17 protein-coding genes and 1 tRNA gene are annotated in these 22,184 nt (G+C 55.2%); 9 read left to right on the forward strand and 9 right to left on the reverse strand.

Annotation, left to right across the window (positions count from 1 at the left end; translation table 11 throughout):
• Positions 1-72: 72 nt before the first annotated feature.
• Positions 73-1,149: a hypothetical protein gene (locus tag RB_RS08235; protein ID WP_011119757.1), complete on the forward strand. Its 1,077-nt coding sequence runs from the start codon at positions 73-75 to the stop codon at positions 1,147-1,149.
• 105 nt (positions 1,150-1,254) lie between these two features.
• On the opposite strand, the gene RB_RS08240 is transcribed toward RB_RS08235, so the two are convergent.
• Positions 1,255-3,513: a sigma 54-interacting transcriptional regulator gene (locus RB_RS08240; RefSeq protein ID WP_164921710.1), complete on the reverse strand. Its 2,259-nt coding sequence runs from the start codon at positions 3,511-3,513 to the stop codon at positions 1,255-1,257.
• Between the two features lie 175 nt (positions 3,514-3,688).
• Here RB_RS08240 and RB_RS08245 point away from each other — a divergent pair, with 175 nt between their 5' ends.
• On the forward strand, positions 3,689-5,038 hold the full coding sequence (locus RB_RS08245; protein ID WP_011119759.1) for a DUF1598 domain-containing protein: 1,350 nt from the start codon (positions 3,689-3,691) through the stop codon (positions 5,036-5,038).
• A gap of 316 nt (positions 5,039-5,354) precedes the next feature.
• Here the strand turns inward: RB_RS08245 and RB_RS08250 are convergent, their stop codons facing one another.
• On the reverse strand, positions 5,355-9,218 hold the full coding sequence (locus RB_RS08250) for a serine/threonine-protein kinase (protein WP_011119761.1): 3,864 nt from the start codon (positions 9,216-9,218) through the stop codon (positions 5,355-5,357).
• Positions 9,219-9,623: 405 nt separating this feature from the next.
• On the opposite strand from RB_RS08250, the gene RB_RS08255 reads away from it, so the two are divergent.
• Positions 9,624-9,697, forward strand: a tRNA-His gene (locus RB_RS08255).
• Positions 9,698-9,843: 146 nt separating this feature from the next.
• Positions 9,844-10,221 (forward strand): hypothetical protein, encoded by a 378-nt coding sequence (locus tag RB_RS08260; RefSeq protein WP_011119764.1) that lies wholly within the window; start codon positions 9,844-9,846, stop codon positions 10,219-10,221.
• 326 nt (positions 10,222-10,547) lie between these two features.
• Here RB_RS08260 and RB_RS08265 read toward each other — a convergent pair whose 3' ends face one another.
• Positions 10,548-10,976, reverse strand: coding sequence for a hypothetical protein (locus tag RB_RS08265; protein WP_164921711.1), 429 nt, complete (start codon positions 10,974-10,976; stop codon positions 10,548-10,550).
• A gap of 341 nt (positions 10,977-11,317) precedes the next feature.
• Positions 11,318-12,172 (reverse strand): FRG domain-containing protein, encoded by an 855-nt coding sequence (locus RB_RS08270; protein WP_164921712.1) that lies wholly within the window; start codon positions 12,170-12,172, stop codon positions 11,318-11,320.
• A gap of 872 nt (positions 12,173-13,044) precedes the next feature.
• On the opposite strand from RB_RS08270, the gene RB_RS08275 reads away from it, so the two are divergent.
• The 3 genes from RB_RS08275 to RB_RS08285 all read left to right on the forward strand — a co-directional run bounded on the left by RB_RS08275 (position 13,045) and on the right by RB_RS08285 (position 15,445).
• On the forward strand, positions 13,045-13,440 hold the full coding sequence (locus RB_RS08275) for a DUF6876 family protein (RefSeq protein ID WP_011119771.1): 396 nt from the start codon (positions 13,045-13,047) through the stop codon (positions 13,438-13,440).
• A gap of 665 nt (positions 13,441-14,105) precedes the next feature.
• Entirely contained in the window at positions 14,106-14,528 is a 423-nt protein-coding gene (locus RB_RS28050; RefSeq protein ID WP_231846326.1) for a hypothetical protein, read from the forward strand.
• Between the two features lie 212 nt (positions 14,529-14,740).
• Complete coding sequence (locus RB_RS08285) at positions 14,741-15,445, forward strand: hypothetical protein (protein ID WP_011119776.1); 705 nt, start codon at positions 14,741-14,743, stop codon at positions 15,443-15,445.
• Here the strand turns inward: RB_RS08285 and RB_RS28530 are convergent.
• The 3 genes from RB_RS28530 to RB_RS08305 all read right to left on the reverse strand — a co-directional run bounded on the left by RB_RS28530 (position 15,375) and on the right by RB_RS08305 (position 16,714).
• The gene (locus RB_RS28530; protein WP_011119777.1) at positions 15,375-15,707 is read right to left on the reverse strand and encodes a recombinase family protein; all 333 of its coding nucleotides are present in this window, start codon (positions 15,705-15,707) and stop codon (positions 15,375-15,377) included. The two genes, RB_RS08285 and RB_RS28530, sit on opposite strands and share 71 nt — an antisense overlap.
• A gap of 1 nt (position 15,708) precedes the next feature.
• Positions 15,709-15,939: a DUF1580 domain-containing protein gene (locus tag RB_RS08295; protein ID WP_011119778.1), complete on the reverse strand. Its 231-nt coding sequence runs from the start codon at positions 15,937-15,939 to the stop codon at positions 15,709-15,711.
• Positions 15,940-16,447: 508 nt separating this feature from the next.
• On the reverse strand, positions 16,448-16,714 hold the full coding sequence (locus RB_RS08305) for a hypothetical protein (RefSeq protein ID WP_231846327.1): 267 nt from the start codon (positions 16,712-16,714) through the stop codon (positions 16,448-16,450).
• A 374-nt stretch (positions 16,715-17,088) separates the two neighbouring features.
• On the opposite strand from RB_RS08305, the gene RB_RS08310 reads away from it, so the two are divergent.
• Positions 17,089-17,871: an SOS response-associated peptidase gene (locus tag RB_RS08310; protein ID WP_165447231.1), complete on the forward strand. Its 783-nt coding sequence runs from the start codon at positions 17,089-17,091 to the stop codon at positions 17,869-17,871.
• The gene (gene dinB, locus RB_RS08315; protein ID WP_011119785.1) at positions 17,868-19,058 is read left to right on the forward strand and encodes a DNA polymerase IV; all 1,191 of its coding nucleotides are present in this window, start codon (positions 17,868-17,870) and stop codon (positions 19,056-19,058) included. The genes RB_RS08310 and dinB overlap by 4 nt, the downstream gene beginning before the upstream one ends.
• 701 nt (positions 19,059-19,759) lie before the next feature.
• Here the strand turns inward: dinB and egtB are convergent.
• Positions 19,760-20,956, reverse strand: a complete 1,197-nt coding sequence (egtB, locus tag RB_RS08320) for an ergothioneine biosynthesis protein EgtB (protein WP_164921716.1) — start codon at positions 20,954-20,956, stop codon at positions 19,760-19,762.
• Positions 20,953-21,948: an L-histidine N(alpha)-methyltransferase gene (gene egtD / locus RB_RS08325; RefSeq protein ID WP_011119789.1), complete on the reverse strand. Its 996-nt coding sequence runs from the start codon at positions 21,946-21,948 to the stop codon at positions 20,953-20,955. Before egtD ends, egtB begins: the two co-directional genes overlap by 4 nt.
• Between the last annotated feature and the right edge of the window lie 236 nt (positions 21,949-22,184).

Consider the following 22,184-nt stretch of genomic DNA (forward strand, 5'->3'; position numbering starts at 1 on the left):
TGAAGGAACGGAATCGAGTCGGATGACCCGGCCACCACCGTCAATCAATCGTCTGGTCGCGGAGACACACGGATGAAAACTTTTCAATCTCAAGTCAAATCTTACGTAGCAGCGTTCGCCTTGGTTGTTCTCGCCACCGACATCGCTGCCGAAGACAACGTTCAAGCATTGTCGTTCGATCTTCCTCCCACCGCAGTCGCTCGTCCGGTCGATCTTTCAGACCGTATGACTCCGACGTCACAGGCGGGTGAGTCCATGCAAGTCGAGTTGCGTTTGTCATCGATGGTGACGGGCAGCAAACTACCAACGATCGAACGTTGGATGGTTCAAGTCGTTCCTCGCGCTGCTTCATGGCGAGTCCTCGACTACTCGCCTCGCACCGAAACCGGATCAGACTACGCCACTCCCATCCAAGTCAAACGGTCCGACGAGTCGACTCGATCAATGGGCATTGCAGCTGACGGTGGCTATGGGCACTTGGCGTCGGCTCACTTGGGTGCGGACCATGGCGACAAACAATCCGAAGCGATCCAGTTCGACAAGCACGCTCCATTGCATGCTGTTTCGGCTGCGGGAACGATCGAACGTGGTCGCGGCGTTTACTACAAGCTGCGTTGGACTTCGCAACAAGTTTTGGAAGGCGAAAAGCTGTTCCAAGTCGCTTTCGACGTTCCTCCCGGCTTCCGAGCTGGAATGTTGGACGTTGTTGTGATGGCCTACGGTAAACCAGCCAAATCCAGCCCGATGAGCGGCGTCTGGGCTGACATGCCTTTGTTGGAAACCAGCTCGTCATCCGCAATGCTCGGCAAAGCCCACTTCACCGTCGCAGTTCACCGAGAGGGTGACGACGCGGCCTGGAGTTTGGCTCGTCAATTGGCGTCGGCTGAAGTTCGTCTTCGTCAGGCAGCAAGCGGTCACCGAGCCGACACGCCAATCCGATCACTACCAACGTTGATCCGACACGTCGCTGCAAAAATCGATGTGGACTCAGTCGACGTCCACGGTGATTGGGCAGAACGTTTGATCGCCGGACAAGCCGACCCCTACATCGATCCCGTGATCCGAAAACTGCCAACCGACCTACGAGTCGTCGCGTTGGACTACAACGACAGCCGTCGAGCATTGCTGGCTCTCGACGAACCTCGCTGATCGACAATTTGGACGATCGCGAGAGCAACGAAAGCTTTGCTTCGCGATTGGCAGCGGCAGCGATCGCAGCACAACTTCCGCAGAGAACATTGACGGGCGGATTAATTAGAGCCCGTCTTTCTCTGCCCTCTTCAGTTTTCGATCAAGCGTGCTGCGTTCGATCCCCAAGATCGTAGACGCGCGGCTCTTGTTCCCGCCGGTGGATTCCAACACGCGGCGGATATGCCGCATTTCTAATTCGGCCAATGAAAGCTCCAGCTCATCCGGCGAGCCACCTGATCGGCCTGCTTTGGCGACGTTTTCTTTCGAAGCATTTGAAACCGCGGTGATAATCAAATCGTTTGCGTCGAGTTCGGTCGCTTCCCCGTCACCCGCCGCATCCATTGGCGACATCACGACAGCCCGCTCGATCACGTTGCGAAGCTCTCGCACGTTACCTGGCCAACGATGTCGTTGTAATTTCTTCTCTGCTAGCGTTGAGAATTTCAAACGTCCACGAGCCATCGACTCGGCGAAGGACTGTAGAAAATGGTTGGCTAGCAAAATGACATCGCGGCCGCGTTCGCGAAGTGGCGGAACCAAAATTTCTACCACGTTCAGCCGGTAAAACAAATCTTCGCGAAACTTGTTCTGTTCCACCATCGCTCGCAAATCTCGATGCGTCGCGGCGACAACACGGACATCCGTTCGAATGGGCGACTGACCACCGACGCGTTCAAACGGGTGACCTTCCAGTACGCGGAGCAACTTGGCTTGCAGATCCAAACTCATCTCGCCGATCTCGTCCAGCATCAACGTGCCACCGGATGCGACCTCGAACTTCCCTCGCTTCTGTTGGGTCGCACCGGTGAAGGCGCCTTCCTCGTGACCGAACAGTTCCGATTCCAACAAATCCTTTGACAACGCCGCACAGTTCAAACACACCAACGGTCCATCTTTGCGAGGACTGGCGTGATGGATTGCTGACGCGACCAACTCCTTGCCCACACCCGACTCACCGCGAACCAAAACGACCGACGGCGTTGGGGCAACCTGCGCGATTTGTTGTTGGACCAAACGAATTGGTTCGCTGTTGCCGAGAATCTGAATTCGTCCGGCCAGTTGACGTCGCAAACGATTGATTACCGCTTCGGACTTCTTCAACGATCGAGTCAACGATGCCTCGCGATGAATCGACCGGATCGCCTGGCAAAAGATTTCTCCCGCCGCGACGACGTTCCTCAATTGGTTTGGTGTCAGCGCGGGACTTCCGGCGGGAGTGGTCACATGCACCAACCCAACCGGCAGATTGCTTTCGGTAATCGGCTGATGGTTTGCAGCTAGACTTTTTTCGCGATTTGATTCGCCACCGCTGCGATTCGCGGCGGACTCTCGAGCCACCGGCCGAAGCGGGGCCAAGATAATCGATTCCACATCGATCTCGCCTGCGGTGTTCTCAGTTGCCAAGCGTCGATCACCCAAAACGTTGCGGGCTAGGATCGCGGCCGAATTGGGTTGCAAAATCGGTTCGATCAACGGAGTCGGCGGACGACGGTACCGAGTCCCCTTGGGCTGACGAACCAATCGCGGCGGTGACAATCCACCACCCTGGACCAAGGCGGATCTTTGTTCCGCATCAAACAGGTACAACCCGATCGTGGCGCCCGGCAGCAATTCATCGAGCGTTTGCATCAGCGTCTCGCCACATTCTTCAATCGACTCCGCTCGGCCCAAAGCGAACGCCATCGCGAGCAGTGGATCAGCCGCGTCCATCGTGGCTGGATCGTTGTCGGAAACCGGATTGGTTTCGCGGTTGAGCCGACGGGCCAGTCCGCTGGTTGTGATTTGCGAAACGACATCGACTTCGCTTTCGCCGTTTTCACCGTCATAACCGGAATCACCGTTCCGCCAATCTTTCGCAAGATTGTCCTGGGTCGCACCATCGTCGGCTGATCCCGATCCGCCGGACGCCGGCCCGCCAATGTTTGGACTATTCCGAACGGGGGGACGAGCCAGGGTTGCAGGGTTCCGCGTGAATGTCAGCTCAAACCCAGCGATCTCGATTTGATCGGCCTCCGTGAGCACCGTCGGAGCTTGAATTCGCCTGGAATTGACGCTCACACCATTGCGAGACTTCAAATCAGCGATCGCCCAGACTGGTCCATCGGGAGTGATCGCGGGACGAATTTCCGCGTGGTGACGACTGGATTGAGCACTGCGGAGCACAATCGGGTTGGACGAAGAGCGACCGATCGTCCACCGGACATCGCCCGACAATCGAATGACATCCGTCCAGCGCGTACCGCGATGGACGACCAAATAGGCGTCCGGAGGCGAATTCGCTGGAGCAGCGGCGGCTTGAGTTGTGTTAGATTTGCTTGTCACTGGTAGAGCCTGCAATTATTCTAATCATAGACTGCGGGTTCCCCCCACCGCCGGTCGCCTTTCACCATCCCTTCTCTCCGCCAGCCGGATACACGTCTCGATGCGTTCTTCTCTTCTTGGTCGTCCTATCTCCGGTCGATCCATCCAATGCGGTTTCGGGTCTTGGGTTCGTACCATGCGTTTGCCAACTTTGATGGTCGCCGCCCTTTGTTTGGCGATGACAATGTCCTCCGCGTATGCGGGCATCGGACTTGGAACCCAACGTTCAGTTGGGGGTGTGATGATCGCTCCTGATGGGAGCGTTCGAGCGGCGACCGCGGAAGAACAAAAGGAAATGGCTCAGGTTGTTCGCAATGCCATGGAAGCCCCCACGGGTGAACTGGCTCAAGCGGCTGATCGCCGAGTGATCTCGCTGAACGGCTTGCAAGCCAAATTGAAGGAAGCTCACGAGTCGGGGCAACATCTCGACACCGAAACCATGTTCCTCGCCGGCATGCAGCGTATTGAATACGTAATCGTCGACCAAGAGAACAACGATATTCTGTTGGCTGGTCCCGCAGAACCTTGGATGGTTCGTCCCGATGGACATGTCGTCGGAACCGAGACCGGTGGATCGGTTCTTCGTCTGGATGACTTGGTCACCGCTTTCCGCAGTGTCGAAACAGCCCGCAACAATGGCGGCATCCTGTGCTCCATCGAACCGACCCCAGAAGGTCGCGTGCGTCTGCAGAACTTCTTGAAGAACGTCAAACTTCGCCCCGGTCAAAACCCCGCTTATCTCGAAGCCGGTATGCGACAAGCCTTTGGCCCGCAGCAAATTCTGCTGGGTGGAGTCGCGACCGACAGTCGCTTCGCTCGCACTTTGGTCGCTGCTGACTTCGAAATGAAACGTATCGCGATGGGACTGACTCAGTCGCCCGTCGCTGGTTTGCCTAGCTATCTGGAACTTGCCAAAAACCAAGTCCAATCCAGCGTCAGCACACCGCGATGGTGGATGGCATCCGACTACGAACCAGTCGCCCGTGACGAGGAAGGTCGCGTTTGGAAAATCAGTGGCCAAGGTGTCAAAACGCTGACCGAAGACGACACCTTCGACAAGCAAGGCAATGTTCGCGCAACCGGACGCAAGAATGCTCTGGCCTCCAAGTGGGCCGACATGATGACCGAACAATTCGAAGAACTCTCTCGCGAACGTCCCGTCTTCCGCGATCTTCGCAACGCGATGGATTTGGCGGTCATTGCAACGCTCATCACTCAGCAACAACTCGACCACAAATCGGGAATTGACCTCAGCGTTCTTCGTGGCAACGACTCGCACGTTGAATTGGCCAGCTATGAAATGCCCAAGACACTGGAACCACAGTGCAGCTTCGTCAAAGGCCGTGCTGGATGGACCGTGACCGCTTCGGGTGGCGTCAACGTCAACGCTTTCGCGGTTTCTGAAAACCCAGTCACCGACGAAACGCTCGGCAGCATCGCTGCGGCCAGCGACGCATCATCGCGTTGGTGGTGGGACGGCAAATAAGCTGTCCTCGTGAATCATCCGCTGAAACAAAGCGGATGAATTTCTCTCCGGCGGCCTTCACATGAACGCCGCCCGGGATGTTGCAAACATCTCATCTCTGCGATCGAAAGCACGCCACACCTCTTCTTCGCAAAGTGCTGGCGATATTCGTCCCCGGCAGCATTCATCGACAACGTCATCGCTCGGACACGTTGTTCTGCCGATCCGCAGCGTTCTTCGCCGGAACCGGCCGCACTCGATTTAGTAGCGGGCGTGCGTCAAATCGGCCCGTCGGATGCTGTCCAGAACCATCTGCCGTTTGTTTGCCGATCGTCGCTCAGCCTTCAGGTCGCTCCACGCCACGATAAAGTCTGGCGAAGCGTGAGGGTGCGACCACGCCTTCGTCTGCCAAATAAGCTTCCAAATCCGACGGTTGGCTGATGTCTTCCAGCCACTTCAATTCGTCGCTGGCGGCCAATACGAATGGCGTCAGACGTAGTTCCTCGGCCTTCGCGTGTGCGGCGACCAAACGTTCACGAGCGTGAACGTCCATGCCCGCAACGGGACTACGAGCCATCTGGATACCTTCGTAGAAGTCCGCCTTCATCTTCGCAAACTCGGACCGTTCGCGTCGCAGCTTCCGAAGGGAACGCTGCAACACGGTTTCGGCCGTCTTTGTTTTGCAACTCAGTGCCTGAAGAGCCAACAGACAAACGAATTCAAGGAAGTTGATTCGGATCATTTGCACCCGGTTCAAATCGGTGAGTTGCATCTGCCGAGGCAGCAGGTCCAACTTCGACGCTCCATTGGTAACGTCCGCCGCATACAGGTCATGCAGTACATCTTTGAATTGTTGGACAAACAAGAACGACGTTGCCCCGACCTGCTTCATGCATTCACGCACACGATCCGAAGCCAGATCCATCCGAGCCAAATCATTGTCGGAAAAGAATGCAACCGATGCGTATCCCAACGTGCCCATGATGGTCACAAATTGATCATTGGTCGTCCGACCTTCCGCCTGCATCTCAGCAACGCTCTTTCGAATCTCTGAGATCATTCCGCATTGAAAGAAAGACGCCAATTCGACGTAGGACGTGTGAGCGATTTCGAAGTTCTTGGCGTGCTCACTCAATGCATAGAACTTCTTTGACCTTGCACACGGAGCCAGCGCATCGGCGTAACGACCATCCATCGCCGCATGCCAAGCCAAACCGCTGTTGACGTCAGCGTGCCAGGACGGATCGTCTTCCGGCTTCAAAGCTCCCGACATCCGCTCCAATATCTGCCCGGCTCGTTGACGAGATTTTCCCGGGCTGTAGCAATTGAAGACGGCTTCGCCCACGCCCAACTGCAATCGTTCGCCGGCCGTCCCGAGCAAACGAACTTGCCGAGCGGCGAAGAGCGACCATTCCACCGCGATGTTGTTGTTGATGATGCTGAGCGGGCGTATCAATCGATTGCAGGCTTCGATTTGACTACCTTCTTGCCAAGTGCGGAGTGGCGATGGTTGGTCAAGCAAGCCCGTGAGATCACGCTGCATCGGCAGCAGTCGAATGATCCGCCATATCACCGACAATTTGAACGCCCATTTGGACTTCAACCGTGGCAACCCCAGTTGGTCGATCAATGGTTCCACCAATCGACTCGCATCGCTGAATTCGCCCGACCGGATCAAACACTCAACCCGGTGAAGTTCTTGCTCCACCGAAGCATGGCCGTCCAACAACTTCGCGAGCGCTTCGTGTGTCATCGCTGCGTTGCTGAGCAAACCACTGCGATGCCAAGCGAATGAAGCTTCTTTTAAATATGCGATCCGTTGTTCGCCGTCCGAATGATCCGCAGCGACCTGCAACCACGATGCGACTTCTCGGTGAGCGAACATTTGCTGGGCTTGCTCAGCCGCCAACTTGGCCCACTCCGCCAACGGTTCGTGAGCCTCAGCACGCTGATAGTGCGATGCAATCACGTTGGCAACATCCGGCCGAACGTGAGACAGTGTTTCTGCCCAGTCCAAGTGCAACTGGCGAATATCGGGTTCTGACATTTGGTCCAGAATCCGTTCGCCCAATCGCGAATGCCAGATCTGCACCGTCGGTCCAGACGATTCACCACGGACGATCAACCGACGCCGCTGCAACTCATCCAGGTGATCTTCCAACGAAGACGCATCTTCGTCCCAAACTCGAAGTTCTTCGACCGGCAACTGACGTCCCGCCGCCGCGATTCGTCGTAACAACTGCAACGCCCCCGGCGGCAATTGTTCACACCGACTTTGCCACAGCGTTTCCATCGACGGCACGGTCATGCTGTCGCTTTCTTCGCCGTTCTTTTGAATAGCGTCTGACAACCAACCACCTGGGCGAAGCTCTTCCAGACAGGCGTCGAGCCGATACGGCAACCCGTCAATCTGGCTCGCCAGATCCTTCAGGTGAGCCTCTGGAATTTCCAACTCGTACTTGGAGGCTTCCCGCATCAGCATTTCGATCGCGGTCTCATCGGGCAATGGCCCCAGATTGATCGTCTCATCGGGAAGTGTGATTTGTCGGTCGCCGTCGGTTCGCGATACCGTGATCAATCCCAGTCCCTGCAACTCGGGCGCTTTAGGCCGGTTCATGCTGCCGGATTGCAAATAATCCAACACCGAAATGGTGTCGCGGTCCGCCCACTGCACATCATCAATCACGAAGAACACCGGTCCGTATTCTCGCAAGCGTTCGCAAACCTTCAGTGCGGCTTCCAGACCACCGGGACGTGTTGGCGACGTCTGCAACAGAGGCTGCGATCGATCCACCTCCAACACTTCAGCCAATCCGGGCAGGATGCTGGTCAACACGCTGACGGTGACAGAATCCACTTGCAACGGCTCGCGATCCATCCCGCGAAAACGCATGGTGATTTCATCGGAGATCTGGCTAAAAGCTTGCAGCGGTTTTTGATCGCGTTGCTGACAACGTGCAACGAAGACCTGGGCCCAAGAAAGCGATCGCAATTGAGACAGTGCAACATCCAACAATGTTGACTTGCCAATCCCCGAATCGCCACTGAGGTGCAATCGTTGGACTTGTCCGCCCAAGACCAAGTGGCTCCACCGGTGAATTCGCGCCAGTTCATCATGGCGGATTTGCTGGGTCGCCTCGCGAACGCGGCTGCTGTCGACGTCGGTGATCCGAGTCATCTGCATCGTCTCGAGTGGACGTCCCAATCGCGACAACGTCATCGCCATCGGACGGTCCGCCTCATCGGGTGCCAACATTTCATCCAACGTTTCCAACAAGTCCGCCGGAATGCTCGGATGCAATCCGCGAACGGCGTTGGTGATCAACATCCGATCTTGTTTTTCGTTGGATTTGTCGCGACGAATGCCCAATGACTCATCGCTTCCATCGGTGGGTCGCGATTCAACCTTCAGCGATCCTTCGCGACGATATTGGGCGGCACTGAACACACGCAGCGCCTCCAGAACGACCATTCCCAAGCTGAACACGTCGCTTGATGGTGTGTGACGCTGGCGCACCAAGACCTCCGGTGCGACGTACATGGGCGTCCAAATCAGATACGCACGCATCGATTCCGCATCGTGTTCCTGAAACATCCCCGCGGAGTCGTAATCGATGACGACAAACCGTTTGTAGTCGTCCGTCACCATGATGTTGCTGGGTTTCAGATCGCGGTGCACCAACTCGCGAGCGTGCATCCATCCGATCGCTGATCCAATCTGGCGTACCATTTCGGTGATGTGTTCGCACGCCACATCCAATGGTTCGTTTCGCCAACGCCGGATAGCGGTGGTCAAGTTGACACCGTCGATCCGTTCCATGCTGAACGCGACCGTTTTGTCGTGCTCGTGGATCCCGTGCAAACGCATCAAGTTGCGATGGTTCAGCTTGGCCATCCGACGGAACCCCGTCTTGGCCAGCGTCGTGCCCGGGTCGTCTTCAACGGCCAAAATCTTCAACGCGACAGGCTTCTCAGTCGCATTCTCTCGAGCGGCAAATACCCATCCGTGTGTACCGGACCCCAGCCATTCATCGAGAGTGAATTCGCCCCATGTATCGCCGGCCTTGAACGGCGGCGCCTGCAGACGTGGGCGTGGTTTGATGCCTTGAGTCTCACGGTCAAGGATGTGCTTGGTCCGTGTGTCCTGGCTTGCCAGTGGACGCATCCACTCATCACCGGTGTAGTCTTCCCATTGCGACATTTCAAACGGGCCATCGTTCAGGGGGCATTGTCAGACCGTCCTCGTCATCATCGTAGCATTCCTGCGCCGGCGCTTCAAAAAGAAGCACGCATATCTGCGAAGTCGCCGAAAAGAATCGAGCCGCGTTGCAACGTCATTTGGGGGCAAGGCTCGGGTTCAGTCAGCGAACTTGCAAACGATTGTGAGCGAAACTGCATCCACCCACCTGCTTCGGGGGTATCCTGCCACGCTGGTGTATCCACGTCCAGTTTAAATGGACGTACGCGCCAGACGAAGCAGCAAATTGGTTGGACAGTTCCAATTTTGCGGACAAGCAGCGTAATTCTATGGCGGATTGGTCATTCCGGACGTTCCAACGGGATTGACCACGTCAGACCACGTCGATAAATTCGTCGCTCGCTCACGGTGGTTGTAGTTCAGTTGGTTAGAACGTCGGATTGTGATTCCGAAGGTCGGGGGTTCGAGTCCCCTCAGCCACCCTTTGATTTTTGTCGTAAATAGCAGGTCGAAACGCTCCTCGCGTTACCACCACGATGGTGTGCGGCCCCGTTTGAATTCGAGACCATAACTAAAAACCCCCTCGTTCGGGGTTCGGTTAAGGTCTCCCAACCGGGAGTTCTCACACATGGCACGCCCTAAGTCCAAGATGCCCGCACGACGATTCCACGTTAGTGGGCAATCAATCGTCACGTTCAACAGCCGAACGTACTATCTCGGGCCTCACGACAGCCCTGAATCGCTCGCTCGATATGCCGTGCTTCTGGCCAAGTATCAATCCGGTGGTTTGAAGATGCCCGAAGACTTTTCGGTGAGCGACATCGAGCCCCAAATCCAAGCCATGCTCGGGGACTCAGAAGCGGGACTGATCCAGGAGCAGCAAGAGAACGCGCCCGTCCTGGTCAGCCACGTAACCGCCCTCTACCGAGAGCACTTGAAGGCCAAGTACCCAAGCCACCGGGTAATGTTTGCCAATCCCGTGCGAACCTTGACCGCCAACTGCTGAGGTCTATGATGATTGTACGGGAAGCAGCTCTGGGGGCATTGGCGTTCTAAAACAAACGCCCTCAGAGCTGTGTCTTTTTTCTGTTGGCCATCGTCTTGGTGGCATCTTTGGTCGCGAATATCTTGTGCGACACCTTGAGTATTGGCAGACAACAAAAACGTGACAAGGTAAATGGCCTACTTTTTTGCCATTCGCTGGCGATCATTTTCGGGGATTTTGAAAAGCCTCAAGTTGAGGCTATTAAATCTAGCCCGCAAAACACGGTGTTTTTGAAAAGCCTCACGTTGAGATCGCGAAGTCAAATCTCTGTTGAATTGACCATTCGTTTAAGGTTGAGCGTCGGCATCGGAGTCGATGACACGTGGCTTGAACACGATTGCCAGATCATCACCCAGCTTTGGGGCGCAACGCATCCCTGGCTTCAGTAGAAATTTCGATTGTTCGGAATAGGATTCAGTCACGAGTCTGGTAACCGACTGCTTTGTGGACTCGTACTCAATCGACACCTGAATAGTATCGTCTAGTTTCGCAGTAGCCGTGATTGATAAGGACTGCCCGTCCTTGAGTTCAATAACCCTTGGCGACCCGGAAACGAATTCAATCTCACCAAGATTTTCAACTGGCATATCGGACGGGATCGAGGGGAACTGTTGGCGTATCCTCAACTCCTCCTCGCTTGCCTCAGAACAACCTGAAAGCAGTAGCGGCGCGAGGGCAAGCAGTTGCCCAAGCAGCAAGTAGCGTGTGGTTTGCATAGTATTCGAGAGCAGCCAAGGCGGAGTTGTTGACGGAAGCGTCGCTGTGAATGTGATTGTAGCTTCGTTCGCTCGCTCGCGGTTTCGAATCTGGAGCAACCTTCTCCACGGCGTCGTGGATCTCCATACGGGCTCCGGCGCGCTCGACCGTTGCGCGGCCAACACCTTCCTCCTTCGCGATGCGAGATGCAGCTGGCTCTGAATAAACCTCAGCTTGAGGTTTATTGCGTTTACCAGCTTTTAAGTGCTCGCCTTTCGGCTTTTTCTCAGCGTTCAGCCGACGCCCGATCCGCATCAATGCTTCTCGCTCGCACTTCTTGATCTCTTCGTCTGTCTTGGCTCTACGGGCTCTCGTCGCCAATGTATCCGAGCGAAGTATCGAAATCGATTTCCCATAGCGCGTTGATATACCGGGATGCGCCATCCAAATCAGGAAATAGAGTCATTCGGTTGATATTCATTTTATTGAGCATCTGAAGGCAGCCACTTCGATCATCGTTCTTTATGACCATCTTGATCAGAACGGCGCGTGCATGGAGATTTGTTTGCGACGATTCGTTCGAAAAATGCTTCTGGACGTAGCCTTCAAGGTCGGTTTGTTTCGGCATTTTGAGGAATAAGCCCGACTGAGCGACAAGCCGGCTACTGGTCTCGGTAGTTGGTGAAAAAAGTCGTGGTGAAGGGTCAGACTCGGTCGAGTGTTCGCCGATCACGCTTGTTGAAAGCGCAAATACAGCTCTGTTATCGGGTGGCGACATCTTACCTCCGGCATCAAGTACCAATTCATCCTCGAATGCGAAGAATAACGCGGCGAACGGCAGGAGTGTCCAATCGAGCATTGGCGTAGCCAAGCCGTGATGTTGTGCCAAAGCCCAGGATTCGTCGTCATCGAGTTGTGGTGGATTAGATCCTCTACGTCCGCGAATTGCTTGTCTGAATGCCGTGAGGTGTCTTTCTCGCGACACAGGCGGGCAGTTGAAACTTTGTGGAATGCTTCCGTACCGGTTGGGTTTTGTTGGAAATCGCTTTTCTAGGCGATCGAGACTGGAATCCACGAGCCAATCGGCATCCGCTTGACCACGGAAGATGTATGCGGGCTTGTTCGATAGATCGTCTGCGATCAACGCGTAGAAATCCTTCCACGAATCCAATGTGCGGGTTTGAACGCCCCGATCGACGTTTCGACTTTCATACATGAGGTCACGCGCCCCTGAGCTAGACAACGAATTGCGATCTATCCTACGGTCAGGCGCTAGAAAACTCAGCGGAACTGGTCGAGCTGAGCCACTAGCTGGCGGAAGATCTTGCGCTGAACTTTGTCGCCACACTTGGAAGAATGCGGTTGGTCATTACGATTGCACTGGACCCGCTGCCCAACGCCTGCGATCGAGTCTACCAGATACGAATAATGCCGGTTCCGCAGCGATGAAAATCCCGGTAGCGGAGCCTGGACTGGGCGGGATCGCATCACCGTGCGACTTTTCGATGAAGCCGGCAAAACGTCGAACGTGATCGCGTAGCTGCATTTCCTGAAGGGCTTCATTGCCTCAGCAACATCCTTGTCAGGCATGCTGGCGATCTTTTCTGCCGCCTTGGGATCAGCCTCCTGGACTGCGTCGTGAAGCTCCGCGCGAACTGCGTCACGACGAATCGTCTTCTCTCCGACGCCGTGCTTTTCTGCGAGTTCAGCGGACACCCGCTGGCCTGTTTCCTGCTTTGGGACATTTTGTCCCTTAGCAGAAACGGTTGGCCTCTCACCAGTTTTCGCCTTCGCTTTCCCGCCACTGGAAGCACGCTCCTTCTCCGATTTCTTCGCAGCGTTGTACTCCCGCCCTCGCAGGATTTTCGCCTCTTGCGGACTCACATTGCGGCGGTTGGCCTGGTGCTCCCTGATCCACTGGGCGGCTTCGGCACGACTGGTGAACCGTATCTTCTTGCACCGTAAAACAATACTAACTTTCGCAGCTGAAAAACCCGAATCGATCGCCCTAAGATGAATAAAAGGACGCCTTGTTTATTGGGGAGCGATCCCAAAAGCATTTCTCGAAAGCAAAGAAGGTGACAAACGATGACGACTCTACAGCAGAAGGACCTAGTGGATTTCAGCGGCGAACCGGTCTTTTACCAAAGTCCCTTGAACAAAAAGGTTCTCTATACGAAAGGCATTCGCCACGTAATTGACGCAGGAGAAGCCAACTGGCTAATCACTGACATCATCGCTTGGATGAAGTCCAAGAAATTTCAGAAGGCCGTCGAAGAAGACGAACGGCTTCAGTATGTGGTTAGCTGGAAACTCGAAGTCTTCGAGGATCGATCAGCCCGCCTCACCGCAAGAGCAGACCACGAAAGTGAGGCGTTCATTACGCAGGACTACAGGCAAACAAACTTTCCGCTTCAGGAGATTGAAATTTGGCAGTCGGCGAACGGTGAGCACGAAGTCCTTTATCTGCCGAGCGAGCGATAGCAAGGCTTCTGATTCGGTAAGAAAAAAGCCTCCGCCAGGCTGACTTGAGCTGGCGGAGGCCCCCGTTTCCGCGTCGGGTCATGTCCCCCGCCGCATTCGTAGGTTATGGCGATGCGGTGCCCGATTCAATCTCTTGGTTCGACGTTGGTTGTTCGGGGAAACTTTATTCCAGGAAAATCGAAAGTGAGCTTGGTTCGTTGAATCGCAAATTAGCAAGCAAATGGGCGAACTGCTTCAACTTCTCGTGTTCCGCTTTGGTAGCCAGCAATTTTCCGCAGCTATCGCAGACAAGGTTCGCAGATTCGAGCCGATTCAAGTCGGCAATGGGTATATGAATTTGATGGGGGCAGCGTCGGCAATCGAGGCGAATTCTGTTGGTATCGGAAACTTTCACTTCAGGCATGCTCGCTCCAGTGCTTCTGCTATGGCTCGCTCGCGGCGGTCGCTTCAGCTCGCCATCGTCAGATCAAGTGTGGCTAGGTAAATCCGCTCGCACAGCATTTTATGCGAGACACTGGAGCCAGTGTCGCGACTTGGCGATCAGATAGCCAGCGGTGATAATCACTCGCAAAGCAGGTTTAACCCGCCGACCATAGGACGCGTGACTTCCCGAGAATTACCATACCTTTTGCAACATCCGCTTGACGGGTCTTTCCGTTTTTGCCATGTTTATCGCACGACCGACACATAGCCGTCGCAACCGGCTGGTCGTACCGGGAACCGTTTTCACTATCGAAGTTCACCTTCTTACCGTTGCGAGTCCCAATATGTTCAGTCGTTTGCTTACGCTGGTTTCGTCTTCCTTCACTACTCGTGTTGATCGCGAGCACGCCGCCCTAAAGCGGATTCTGACTACCGCTGGCATGATCGAGTCATCTCGTCGCGGTTACTCCGCTGCCGATCTTGCCTCTTGCGTCGGCGAGTACATTGGGACGCCCGTTGGCATGGGCACCACTTGCGACGACCTCGACTTGCTTGAGACGGTCGGTGTCATTCGTGAGGACGATGGGGTTTGGACATGGGATTGCATCGGCGTCGATCGCAATCAGACCGTGGTTTCCCGCTTGTCGTCTCACTTGGTCGGCTGACTAGCCTGTTGAAATCCTGACCGTCGGTGGACAACGGGAGCCACATTTGACGGTCGGGCGTGGGTGTTCTTTCCCGCAACGCCTTGCACCATTGCCACAACGGACAGCGGCTTTCTGACCACTCCCAAGGACTTCAACTGGGAGATTGACGCTTCCAAGGACTTCATCGAAGATTCTGGCTCGGTCGATTGCATCCCAAGGGAGTAGATTAAGTGAAAATTGCCCAGAACTGGAAGCCATTTTTCCGCAGTCTCTATCAATGGATTACGGATGTTCAATGGACCGACCTACGGCGAATCGGGATGAGCAAAGCCTCGCGATGGTCGGCGATCTGGCTGGCTGCTATTCCAGCTGCTGCTCGTTTCACTTCCTCGTTGCCTCCAGAAATCGAACTTCCGATGAATGGAAGGTGGGTCACACTAAATATCGATCTCCCATTCAGCTGGATTTGTTTGTTTTTTGCCTCTTTAGCGTTCTCCGCTGGCAACCTTATCTTTTCATTCTGCTGCCCACCATTCATTAAGCTATACGGGGATTTTGAAGAATTCACCCGAAAGACCGGCGGCTCTGCTACTTCGTTGGGGCATTGGAACCAAAGGCAACTGGGAGAAATTCATCCACCCCACGGATATGCCAACGAAGATGAGCGGGGACAGGACATCTTTGCAAAAGCCCGGCGATTCGAAAAGGACTACGCACTTACTTATATCGAAACGTTTGGCCCTGGAGATCCGAATGGCGTTCGCGAACCGAATATCCCTGATGCTTTTGTAGAGATTGAATACGACGCGGAAACACTTCGCCCAAAATGGAAGATAGCTTGTGCCGTGGTCTATGTGCTTGGTTTTATTCTTCTGTCGTATACTGGCTTAACGGCTGTGAAATGGATGATCTGGGATTATCTGCTTGGCTGGTAGCCATCTTTCCACGCCAGTCGCAGCCTGTCATCGGCAAGGCACCTCGCTTGTTTGCCATCCTGACTTCATTGTTTCCCCCAGGCAGCTTGCTCGGCTTGCGAGCATCGCCTGAGCCGATGTCATGGAACGCAGCTACGACATCTAGCCCACGTTCCCGACAGTAGGCCAAGCAGTCCTCCAGTTGGTACGCCAAACTTCCGCCTGACTCCGCCTGCTTCATGGTGCTGACACGGCAGTAGATCACCGCTACTGTGATAGCCATCTCACTGAGTCCGCTTCAAGAACCGATGCACCGCTTGAACGGACGTTTGCCGCTTGCTGCCGTAGCGGATCGTTTCCAGCTTCACGCCTTTCACGCCACGGTCAGCCCAGCGATAAATGCTTGCCACACTCACTCCGCCGGGGAAAAGCTTCGCAGCCTTCGCCATGCCCACTACGTCCTCGGTCATTAGCGTCAGCGGATCGTCGGTCTTAGTTGCTTGTGTCGTCACCATTGCTCTCTTTCGTTCGCGTTCGCGTTCCGTTGTTGGCCATCGGTGGACTAGTCGATGTCCAATCCGATACGGGTCACGCTATCGAATCAAAAGTCAGAAACAAGAGAAGCGAGCGATGGCGAGAATCCACCGAAAACGCGATCACTAGAAATACACAAAAACCCCCGTCTGCGCTTAACGGGGAGAAGGTCGACAAACCTGAGAATTTCAGTTCTACTGGAAACCAACGAAAACGGGGTTTTTCATCGCAACTGAAAGCCTCAATTAACCCAATTGTGATTCCGAAGGTCGGGGGTTCGAGTCCCCTCAGCCACCCTCCGTGATGCACGTGAACGACAGGCAAAATTGCCTCTTGTCGGCTCCTGCCGCGTCGTTTTTTTGTCGTGCATCGACGATGGATTCTGCGGTTCGCCAGACGCGACGTGCGTCCTCGGCAGAGCCGCTTCTTTGACGCGTCACGAATTGGATGCTCTCGAGAATCGAAGGTGCGACTGGGTATCCATCCCAGTCAGCTGCACAGGCGGCCTTCACACATCTCGCCCCAGAACCTCACCAGAATGTCGCGGGCCAAATTTTCGCGTTCGATCACGGTGAGCTGCGAGTAGTTTTCCAATCGAAGCTTGTAACCATGAACCACCGGCAACAAATCCGCGGGCGTGTTCTCTGGCTGCAGCTTTTGAAACGCACGGTGGCACTGCCAAAGTCGATCCACCAAGGGGGCATCACTGCTGAGTGCACAACAGCACTCGTACGCGATCTGTCGTGGATGTCTCATCGGATCCCAATCTCCGCCTTCAACGGAAGAATCTGTTCGCTCGTTGATGCCCCACAACGACCATCGAACCGGTACTGAACGCTCGAAACGCCACAAAATAGGTGAACCCTTCGCGGTCGTTCAAGCGTGCTGCGTAAGCCCGTAGGCGGATTGGTCGGCGAATCTCAACTCAACCTTCGATAAGGGATTTCGAGCCAACGATCGCGATTTCGGTCCTTTCCGAAAGAGACCAAATGCTCCGCTAGCAGCCAGGTCGCGACGCTGATGGACAACGTCCCGAGCGATCGTTCTACTGCGATGGGTCGATGATCGCCGCGAAGGATCACCTTCGTTTCAGTCGCGTACGTGTTTTCAAAGTATCGGGGGGGGGAATGATGTGCAATCGATTCAACATCAAAACGGATCTCGCCCACCTGGCTCGATCGCTCGACGCCGCCCCGCCCCGGCAAATGGAATTTGAGGAAGACGTCTTCCCCGGCAAACCAGCACCGACGATTGCGGTCAATCGATCCGGGATGATTGAGATCCTTCCAATGGCGTTCGGATTGGTCCCCTTTGGCAAGACACCCGAATCACAGCGGAGGCCGCTGACCAACGCTCGCGTCGAAAACCTCGAAAAGTGGCCGTGGAAGTCCGCGATCAAGTCACATCGTTGCGTCGTGCCCATGACCGGTTTCCGCGAACCTTGTTACTGGGGTGAAACCGCGGGAACCGAAGTCGACTTTGCTGTGCCCATGGACTCGCCGTTGTTCGCCGCGGGCATCTTCACTTGGTACCGCGACGAACAACCGGATGATTCGCAGGAAGAAGCACCCGCGAATTTCACGATGTCTCTGATCATGCGTCCCGCATTGCCAACCGTCATGGAACATGGGCACCATCGATCTCCATTCTTCTTGTCACGCGGCGGCATCCAACATTGGATTGAACGAGATTCGCGACCGCTGCAAGACTCGCTGACCATTCTCAAGCAACACGCATTCGAACCGGAGCTCTCCGTCACGGTCGCTCGGCAGATGGCGCCGACTTGGACCAAGCGTCAATCGGGAAACATCGCCAAGAGAGATGAACAGCTCGCGGCGATCGAAGAAACCGGACCGCTTGGAATTCCCGAATCAGTTGACACGGAATCCACCAACGACAGCCAACAGGCATGATCCTGCACGTCGACATGGACGCCTTCTACGCGTCCGTTGAACAACGCGACCGACCAGAACTTCGTGGGCGTCCGGTCGTGGTCGGCGGCTCCGAAGGACGCGGCGTGGTGACGGCGGCATCCTACGAAGCTCGCGAGTATGGAATCCATTCCGCGATGCCGGGCAGTCGCGCGATCAAGCTCTGCCCGCATGCCGATTTCGTTCGTGGACGCTTGGACCACTACGCCTCGGTTGGCCGAGCAGTCCGGGAAATCTTTCATCGCTTCACTCCCGTCGTCCAGCCGCTTTCCTTGGACGAAGCCTTTCTCGATGTTTCCGGTACGATCCGGCTTCACGGTTCTCCGCGTGAGATCGGCATCAACATTCGAGAAACCATCCGGCGTGAACTGGATTTGCCTGCCAGCGTCGGAATCGCGCCGCTGAAATTTGTTGCCAAGATTGCCAGCGACATTGGCAAACCAAATGGCTTCGTCGAAGTCCCCGCCGATGGAGTTCGGGAATTTCTCGATCCGTTGCCAGTCTCGCGATTGTGGGGAGTCGGCAAAGTCGGACAAACCAAGTTGCAACGTCTGGGATACCGCACGATCGCGGACCTGCGTGTCAAAGACCTGGACGCACTGAAGTCTCAACTTGGTCGGTGGGGAGAACACCTTTGGAACCTCGCCAACGGCATTGACCGCCGGCAAGTCGTGGTCGATCACCTGGCGAAAGGCATCGGGCACGAACGCACATTCGCAGAAGACCTGTCTGATATCGAGTCTCTCAACGCGGTCGTCAGCTATCTATCCGAACAAACCGCACGTCGATTGCGCCGTGCCCGCCGTTTGGCATCGACCATCACACTCAAATATCGCCGCGAAGATTTTCAAACCTTCAGCCGCGCTCGCAAACTTTCCACCCCGACCGACAGCACCCTCGAAATTCTGCAGGTCGCCGAAGAGTTGTTGTTGGAAATGCGCTCGCGTGAGCCTCGCAGCGTTCGGTTGCTCGGCATCTCGTTGGGCGGTCTGACCGACGCCGACGCTCCCAAGCAACTCCATTTGTTTGGTGAAGAAACCGGAGAGAACGCATCATCGAAAGTCGACACGTTGAGCGACCAAATCGCAACCAAACTTGGCAAACACAGTCTCTATCGTGCGTCGAGTCATCAATGGGTCGACCGCAAGAACACCAAGCCGAAAAACTAGCCGCAACCTCCCGTACGATGGGCTTCCAAGCCGTCGACCTCCACCAAACAGAACCCGACGCGTCAGTTTTGAAGTTGCGTTCTTTCCTCGAATGGCCAACGGCCTCGTTCAACATGGCAGAGGCATCGCCCCTGGAGCAGACAAACACGGCCCCATTTTGGCCAACGGCCAAATTCAATTCAAAACATGTGGGTTGATGTTGGCCGTTGGCCAACTCATTTCCCTTCGTTCTCGATCCCTGGGGCGATGCCCCAGGCTACGATGACGATGGCCTTCGGCCAACAAATCCAAATGCAAAACCGCAACTTCAAAACGCGTCAGCGAGGTTTGAGTCACGTTACACGACGGCCCCATCCGGGGTGACCTTTCTTCTCCGTTATCCTTCTCGGGGCTCCCGCCGAATGGCACTTACTTCACTAATTCACCCTCCCCCTGGGAGGGTCGAGCGAAGCGAGGGGAGGGCCGAGCATTGGATCCAGCGCGTAACCCTCCCCGGCCCGAAGGCAGGGTGAAATAGGACTGCACAACCCGTGCGAAGTTAGGGAGCGTCGGAAGTCGAGCGTTCAGCGAGAATTCCGGGGAGCGACTTCAGCGTCGTGTCTTACGAACAGGACTACTCTCACGTGCGCGTCACGCGGCTAAAAGTCATCCACCCAACCACGCAAACATTTGGGGACAAATGTTCAACTCTGCCCCCATGATCATTCCAAATCCGTGGCCAAGCGAATGCCGCAGAATTGCCAACGCATGGAGGGTGGAAAAAAGTTTCGATAGGTCAGTCGTGCGTGACCTTCTGGTGTTGCAACGGAACTCCCGCGAAGCACCTTTTGTCCGCACATGAATTTCCCGTTGTATTCGCCGATCGCACCCTCAGGAGCCGCGTACTTGGGATACGGCGCGTAGTCCGATGCGGTCCATTGCCAACGAGTTCCAAACGCATCGATCATCGATTCACGCGAATCGCGAACAGCAATCTCCCATTCAAACTCCGTTGGCAACCGACACCCCGACCAACGTGCGAACGCGTCAGCTTCGAAATAGCTGACGTGGCAAACGGGTGCCTTCTCATCCACGGGCCTCAATCCCGCGAGGGTGAACTGGTGCCAACCCTCCTCACCAAGGTGCCAGTACATCGGTGCTCGCCAACCTTCCGATTGCACGGTCGCCCATCCCGCGGACAACCAGTACGAAGGGTCGTCGTAACCACCATCCTCAATGAACTCAAGGTACTCACCATTGGTGACCAACCGATTTGCAATCGCATGAGGCGACAACAACGCCCGATGTCGCGGCAGTTCATTGTCGAAACAAAACAGACCGTGCGACGACTCATCAAAACCAACCGGTTCGATACGCTCAACCGGAGACTCGATCCAGCGAACCTCTTCCACCGGATCACAATCCGTCACCGCGTCATCGCAGTAAACGGGGTGCAATGGATTGCAAGAAAACACGTGCAACAAATCCGTCAGCATCAATTCCTGGTGCTGTTGCTCGTGGTTCATTCCCGTTCGAAGCACCTCATCGGTCACGATCGAATCACGGTCCGAACGAGCAAGCAATTCAAACATTGCCTCGTCAACTTGGTCGCGATAACGCCACACTTCCGCCACGGTCGGACGCGAAAGCAAGCCGCGTCGATCACGAGGGAATTGCTCACCCACCGAGTTGTAATAAGAGTTGAACAGCACCTCGAATGCAGGTTGCTCCGGTTCATAGTCCGGCAGGTTCTTCAAGCAAAACGTTTCGAAAAACCAAGTTGTGTGAGCCAGATGCCAACGCGTCGGCGAGACATCCGGCATCGACTGAATGACGTAGTCTTCTGTTTCCAACGGGGCACAGATTTTCCGCGAGTGTTCACGCACTCGGCGGTAGGCATCGAGCATCGAGTCACTCACGAGCGAAACATTCCCACGGCGAAGTACTCGTTCGAATCCATCCAAATCTGCTCCCGTTTCCAACCGCTCGCGGCGGCCATCTGAGTGAAACCATCGACAGTGTATTTGTGGGAAAGCTCCGTCAAGATGCGTTGCGACTTTGCCAACGTCCGAGAACGTCCGGCCAAAGTCACCTGTTGGTCACGACAGCTTTCCAAGTGCATTTCGATCCGATGATCACGATCGTTGTAGAGAGCGACATGTCGGTAAGCGTTCAGATTAAAATTTCCACCGGCGACGCGATTCAGATGCCGCAACAAATTCAAATTGAACAACGCCGTGACACCACGCCGATCGTCGTAGGCGGCTTCCAACACGGCGGGATCCTTCTGCAGGTCGAACCCGATCAACAAACCACCGCCAGTCCCAACTTGGTTTCTCATTTGAGACAACAGCGTCGCCGCAAACGCCGGTCGGAAATTCCCAACCGTCGATCCGGGGAAGTACACCACGTCGCGAGACTTAGCCGCCTCGGAACTGGGCAAACGAAACGGACGGGTGAAATCGGCAGCGATCGGTGCGATGCGACGCTGAGGAAAATCACGTCGCAGATTATCCGCAACCTGCTCCAAGTAATCGCCGGAGATATCCACCGGAACGTAGGTCACATCGGGATGCATGTGTTCCAGCAACAAACGAGTCTTGAGACTGCTGCCACTTCCGTATTCGATCAATCGACCTGCCGAACCAATTGCGTCGACCATGTCGTCAACGCACTCTCGCATGATCGACGCTTCTGTCCGAGTCGGGTAGTACTCGTCCAACTCACAGATCTCATCGAACAGTTCCGAACCAGACTGGTCGTAGAAGTATTTCGACGGAAGCGAAGGTTGATCGCTGAAAAATCCACGCTGCAGTTCAATGACCGAATCTCGATCAATCAATCGACTGTCGTATGCGACCGCACACTCAGCTCTATCGGCAGCAGCCAATCCAGTGGAAGAAATCACCATGCATATCCATCAATGAGTGCCAGTTGGGAATGTCTAGCGGGCTGTTGAATGAATGAGCCGTGCCGCATTAGCGGTGGTTAGTCAGACGCCAACCGGGGCTAACGCCGAATGGCTCATTGTTGTCATTCGGGATACGACTCAATCAACAGGCTGCCAATTCAGATTACCAGCACGTCTAGTGCCAATGTCGTAGGAATTGCGCTTCGAGATTCACGTCCGACAATCCGTTGCAAAAA

The organism is Rhodopirellula baltica SH 1 (assembly GCF_000196115.1).
GTDB lineage: Bacteria > Planctomycetota > Planctomycetia > Pirellulales > Pirellulaceae > Rhodopirellula > Rhodopirellula baltica.

Bases quoted from the DNA above. Each gene is read 5' to 3' on its own strand.
- RB_RS08235 (WP_011119757.1), top strand. From the start codon at position 73: ATGAAAACTTTTCAATCTCAAGTCAAATCTTACGTAGCAGCGTTCGCC.
- RB_RS08245 (WP_011119759.1), top strand. From the start codon at position 3,689: ATGCGTTTGCCAACTTTGATGGTCGCCGCCCTTTGTTTGGCGATGACA.
- RB_RS08250 (WP_011119761.1), bottom strand. From the start codon at position 9,218: ATGTCGCAATGGGAAGACTACACCGGTGATGAGTGGATGCGTCCACTG.
- RB_RS08260 (WP_011119764.1), top strand. From the start codon at position 9,844: ATGGCACGCCCTAAGTCCAAGATGCCCGCACGACGATTCCACGTTAGT.
- RB_RS08265 (WP_164921711.1), bottom strand. From the start codon at position 10,976: ATGCAAACCACACGCTACTTGCTGCTTGGGCAACTGCTTGCCCTCGCG.
- RB_RS08270 (WP_164921712.1), bottom strand. From the start codon at position 12,172: ATGTATGAAAGTCGAAACGTCGATCGGGGCGTTCAAACCCGCACATTG.
- RB_RS08275 (WP_011119771.1), top strand. From the start codon at position 13,045: ATGACGACTCTACAGCAGAAGGACCTAGTGGATTTCAGCGGCGAACCG.
- RB_RS28050 (WP_231846326.1), top strand. From the start codon at position 14,106: ATGTTTATCGCACGACCGACACATAGCCGTCGCAACCGGCTGGTCGTA.
- RB_RS28530 (WP_011119777.1), bottom strand. From the start codon at position 15,707: ATGGCTATCACAGTAGCGGTGATCTACTGCCGTGTCAGCACCATGAAG.
- RB_RS08295 (WP_011119778.1), bottom strand. From the start codon at position 15,939: ATGGTGACGACACAAGCAACTAAGACCGACGATCCGCTGACGCTAATG.
- RB_RS08305 (WP_231846327.1), bottom strand. From the start codon at position 16,714: ATGAGACATCCACGACAGATCGCGTACGAGTGCTGTTGTGCACTCAGC.
- RB_RS08310 (WP_165447231.1), top strand. From the start codon at position 17,089: ATGTGCAATCGATTCAACATCAAAACGGATCTCGCCCACCTGGCTCGA.
- dinB (WP_011119785.1), top strand. From the start codon at position 17,868: ATGATCCTGCACGTCGACATGGACGCCTTCTACGCGTCCGTTGAACAA.
- egtD (WP_011119789.1), bottom strand. From the start codon at position 21,948: ATGGTGATTTCTTCCACTGGATTGGCTGCTGCCGATAGAGCTGAGTGT.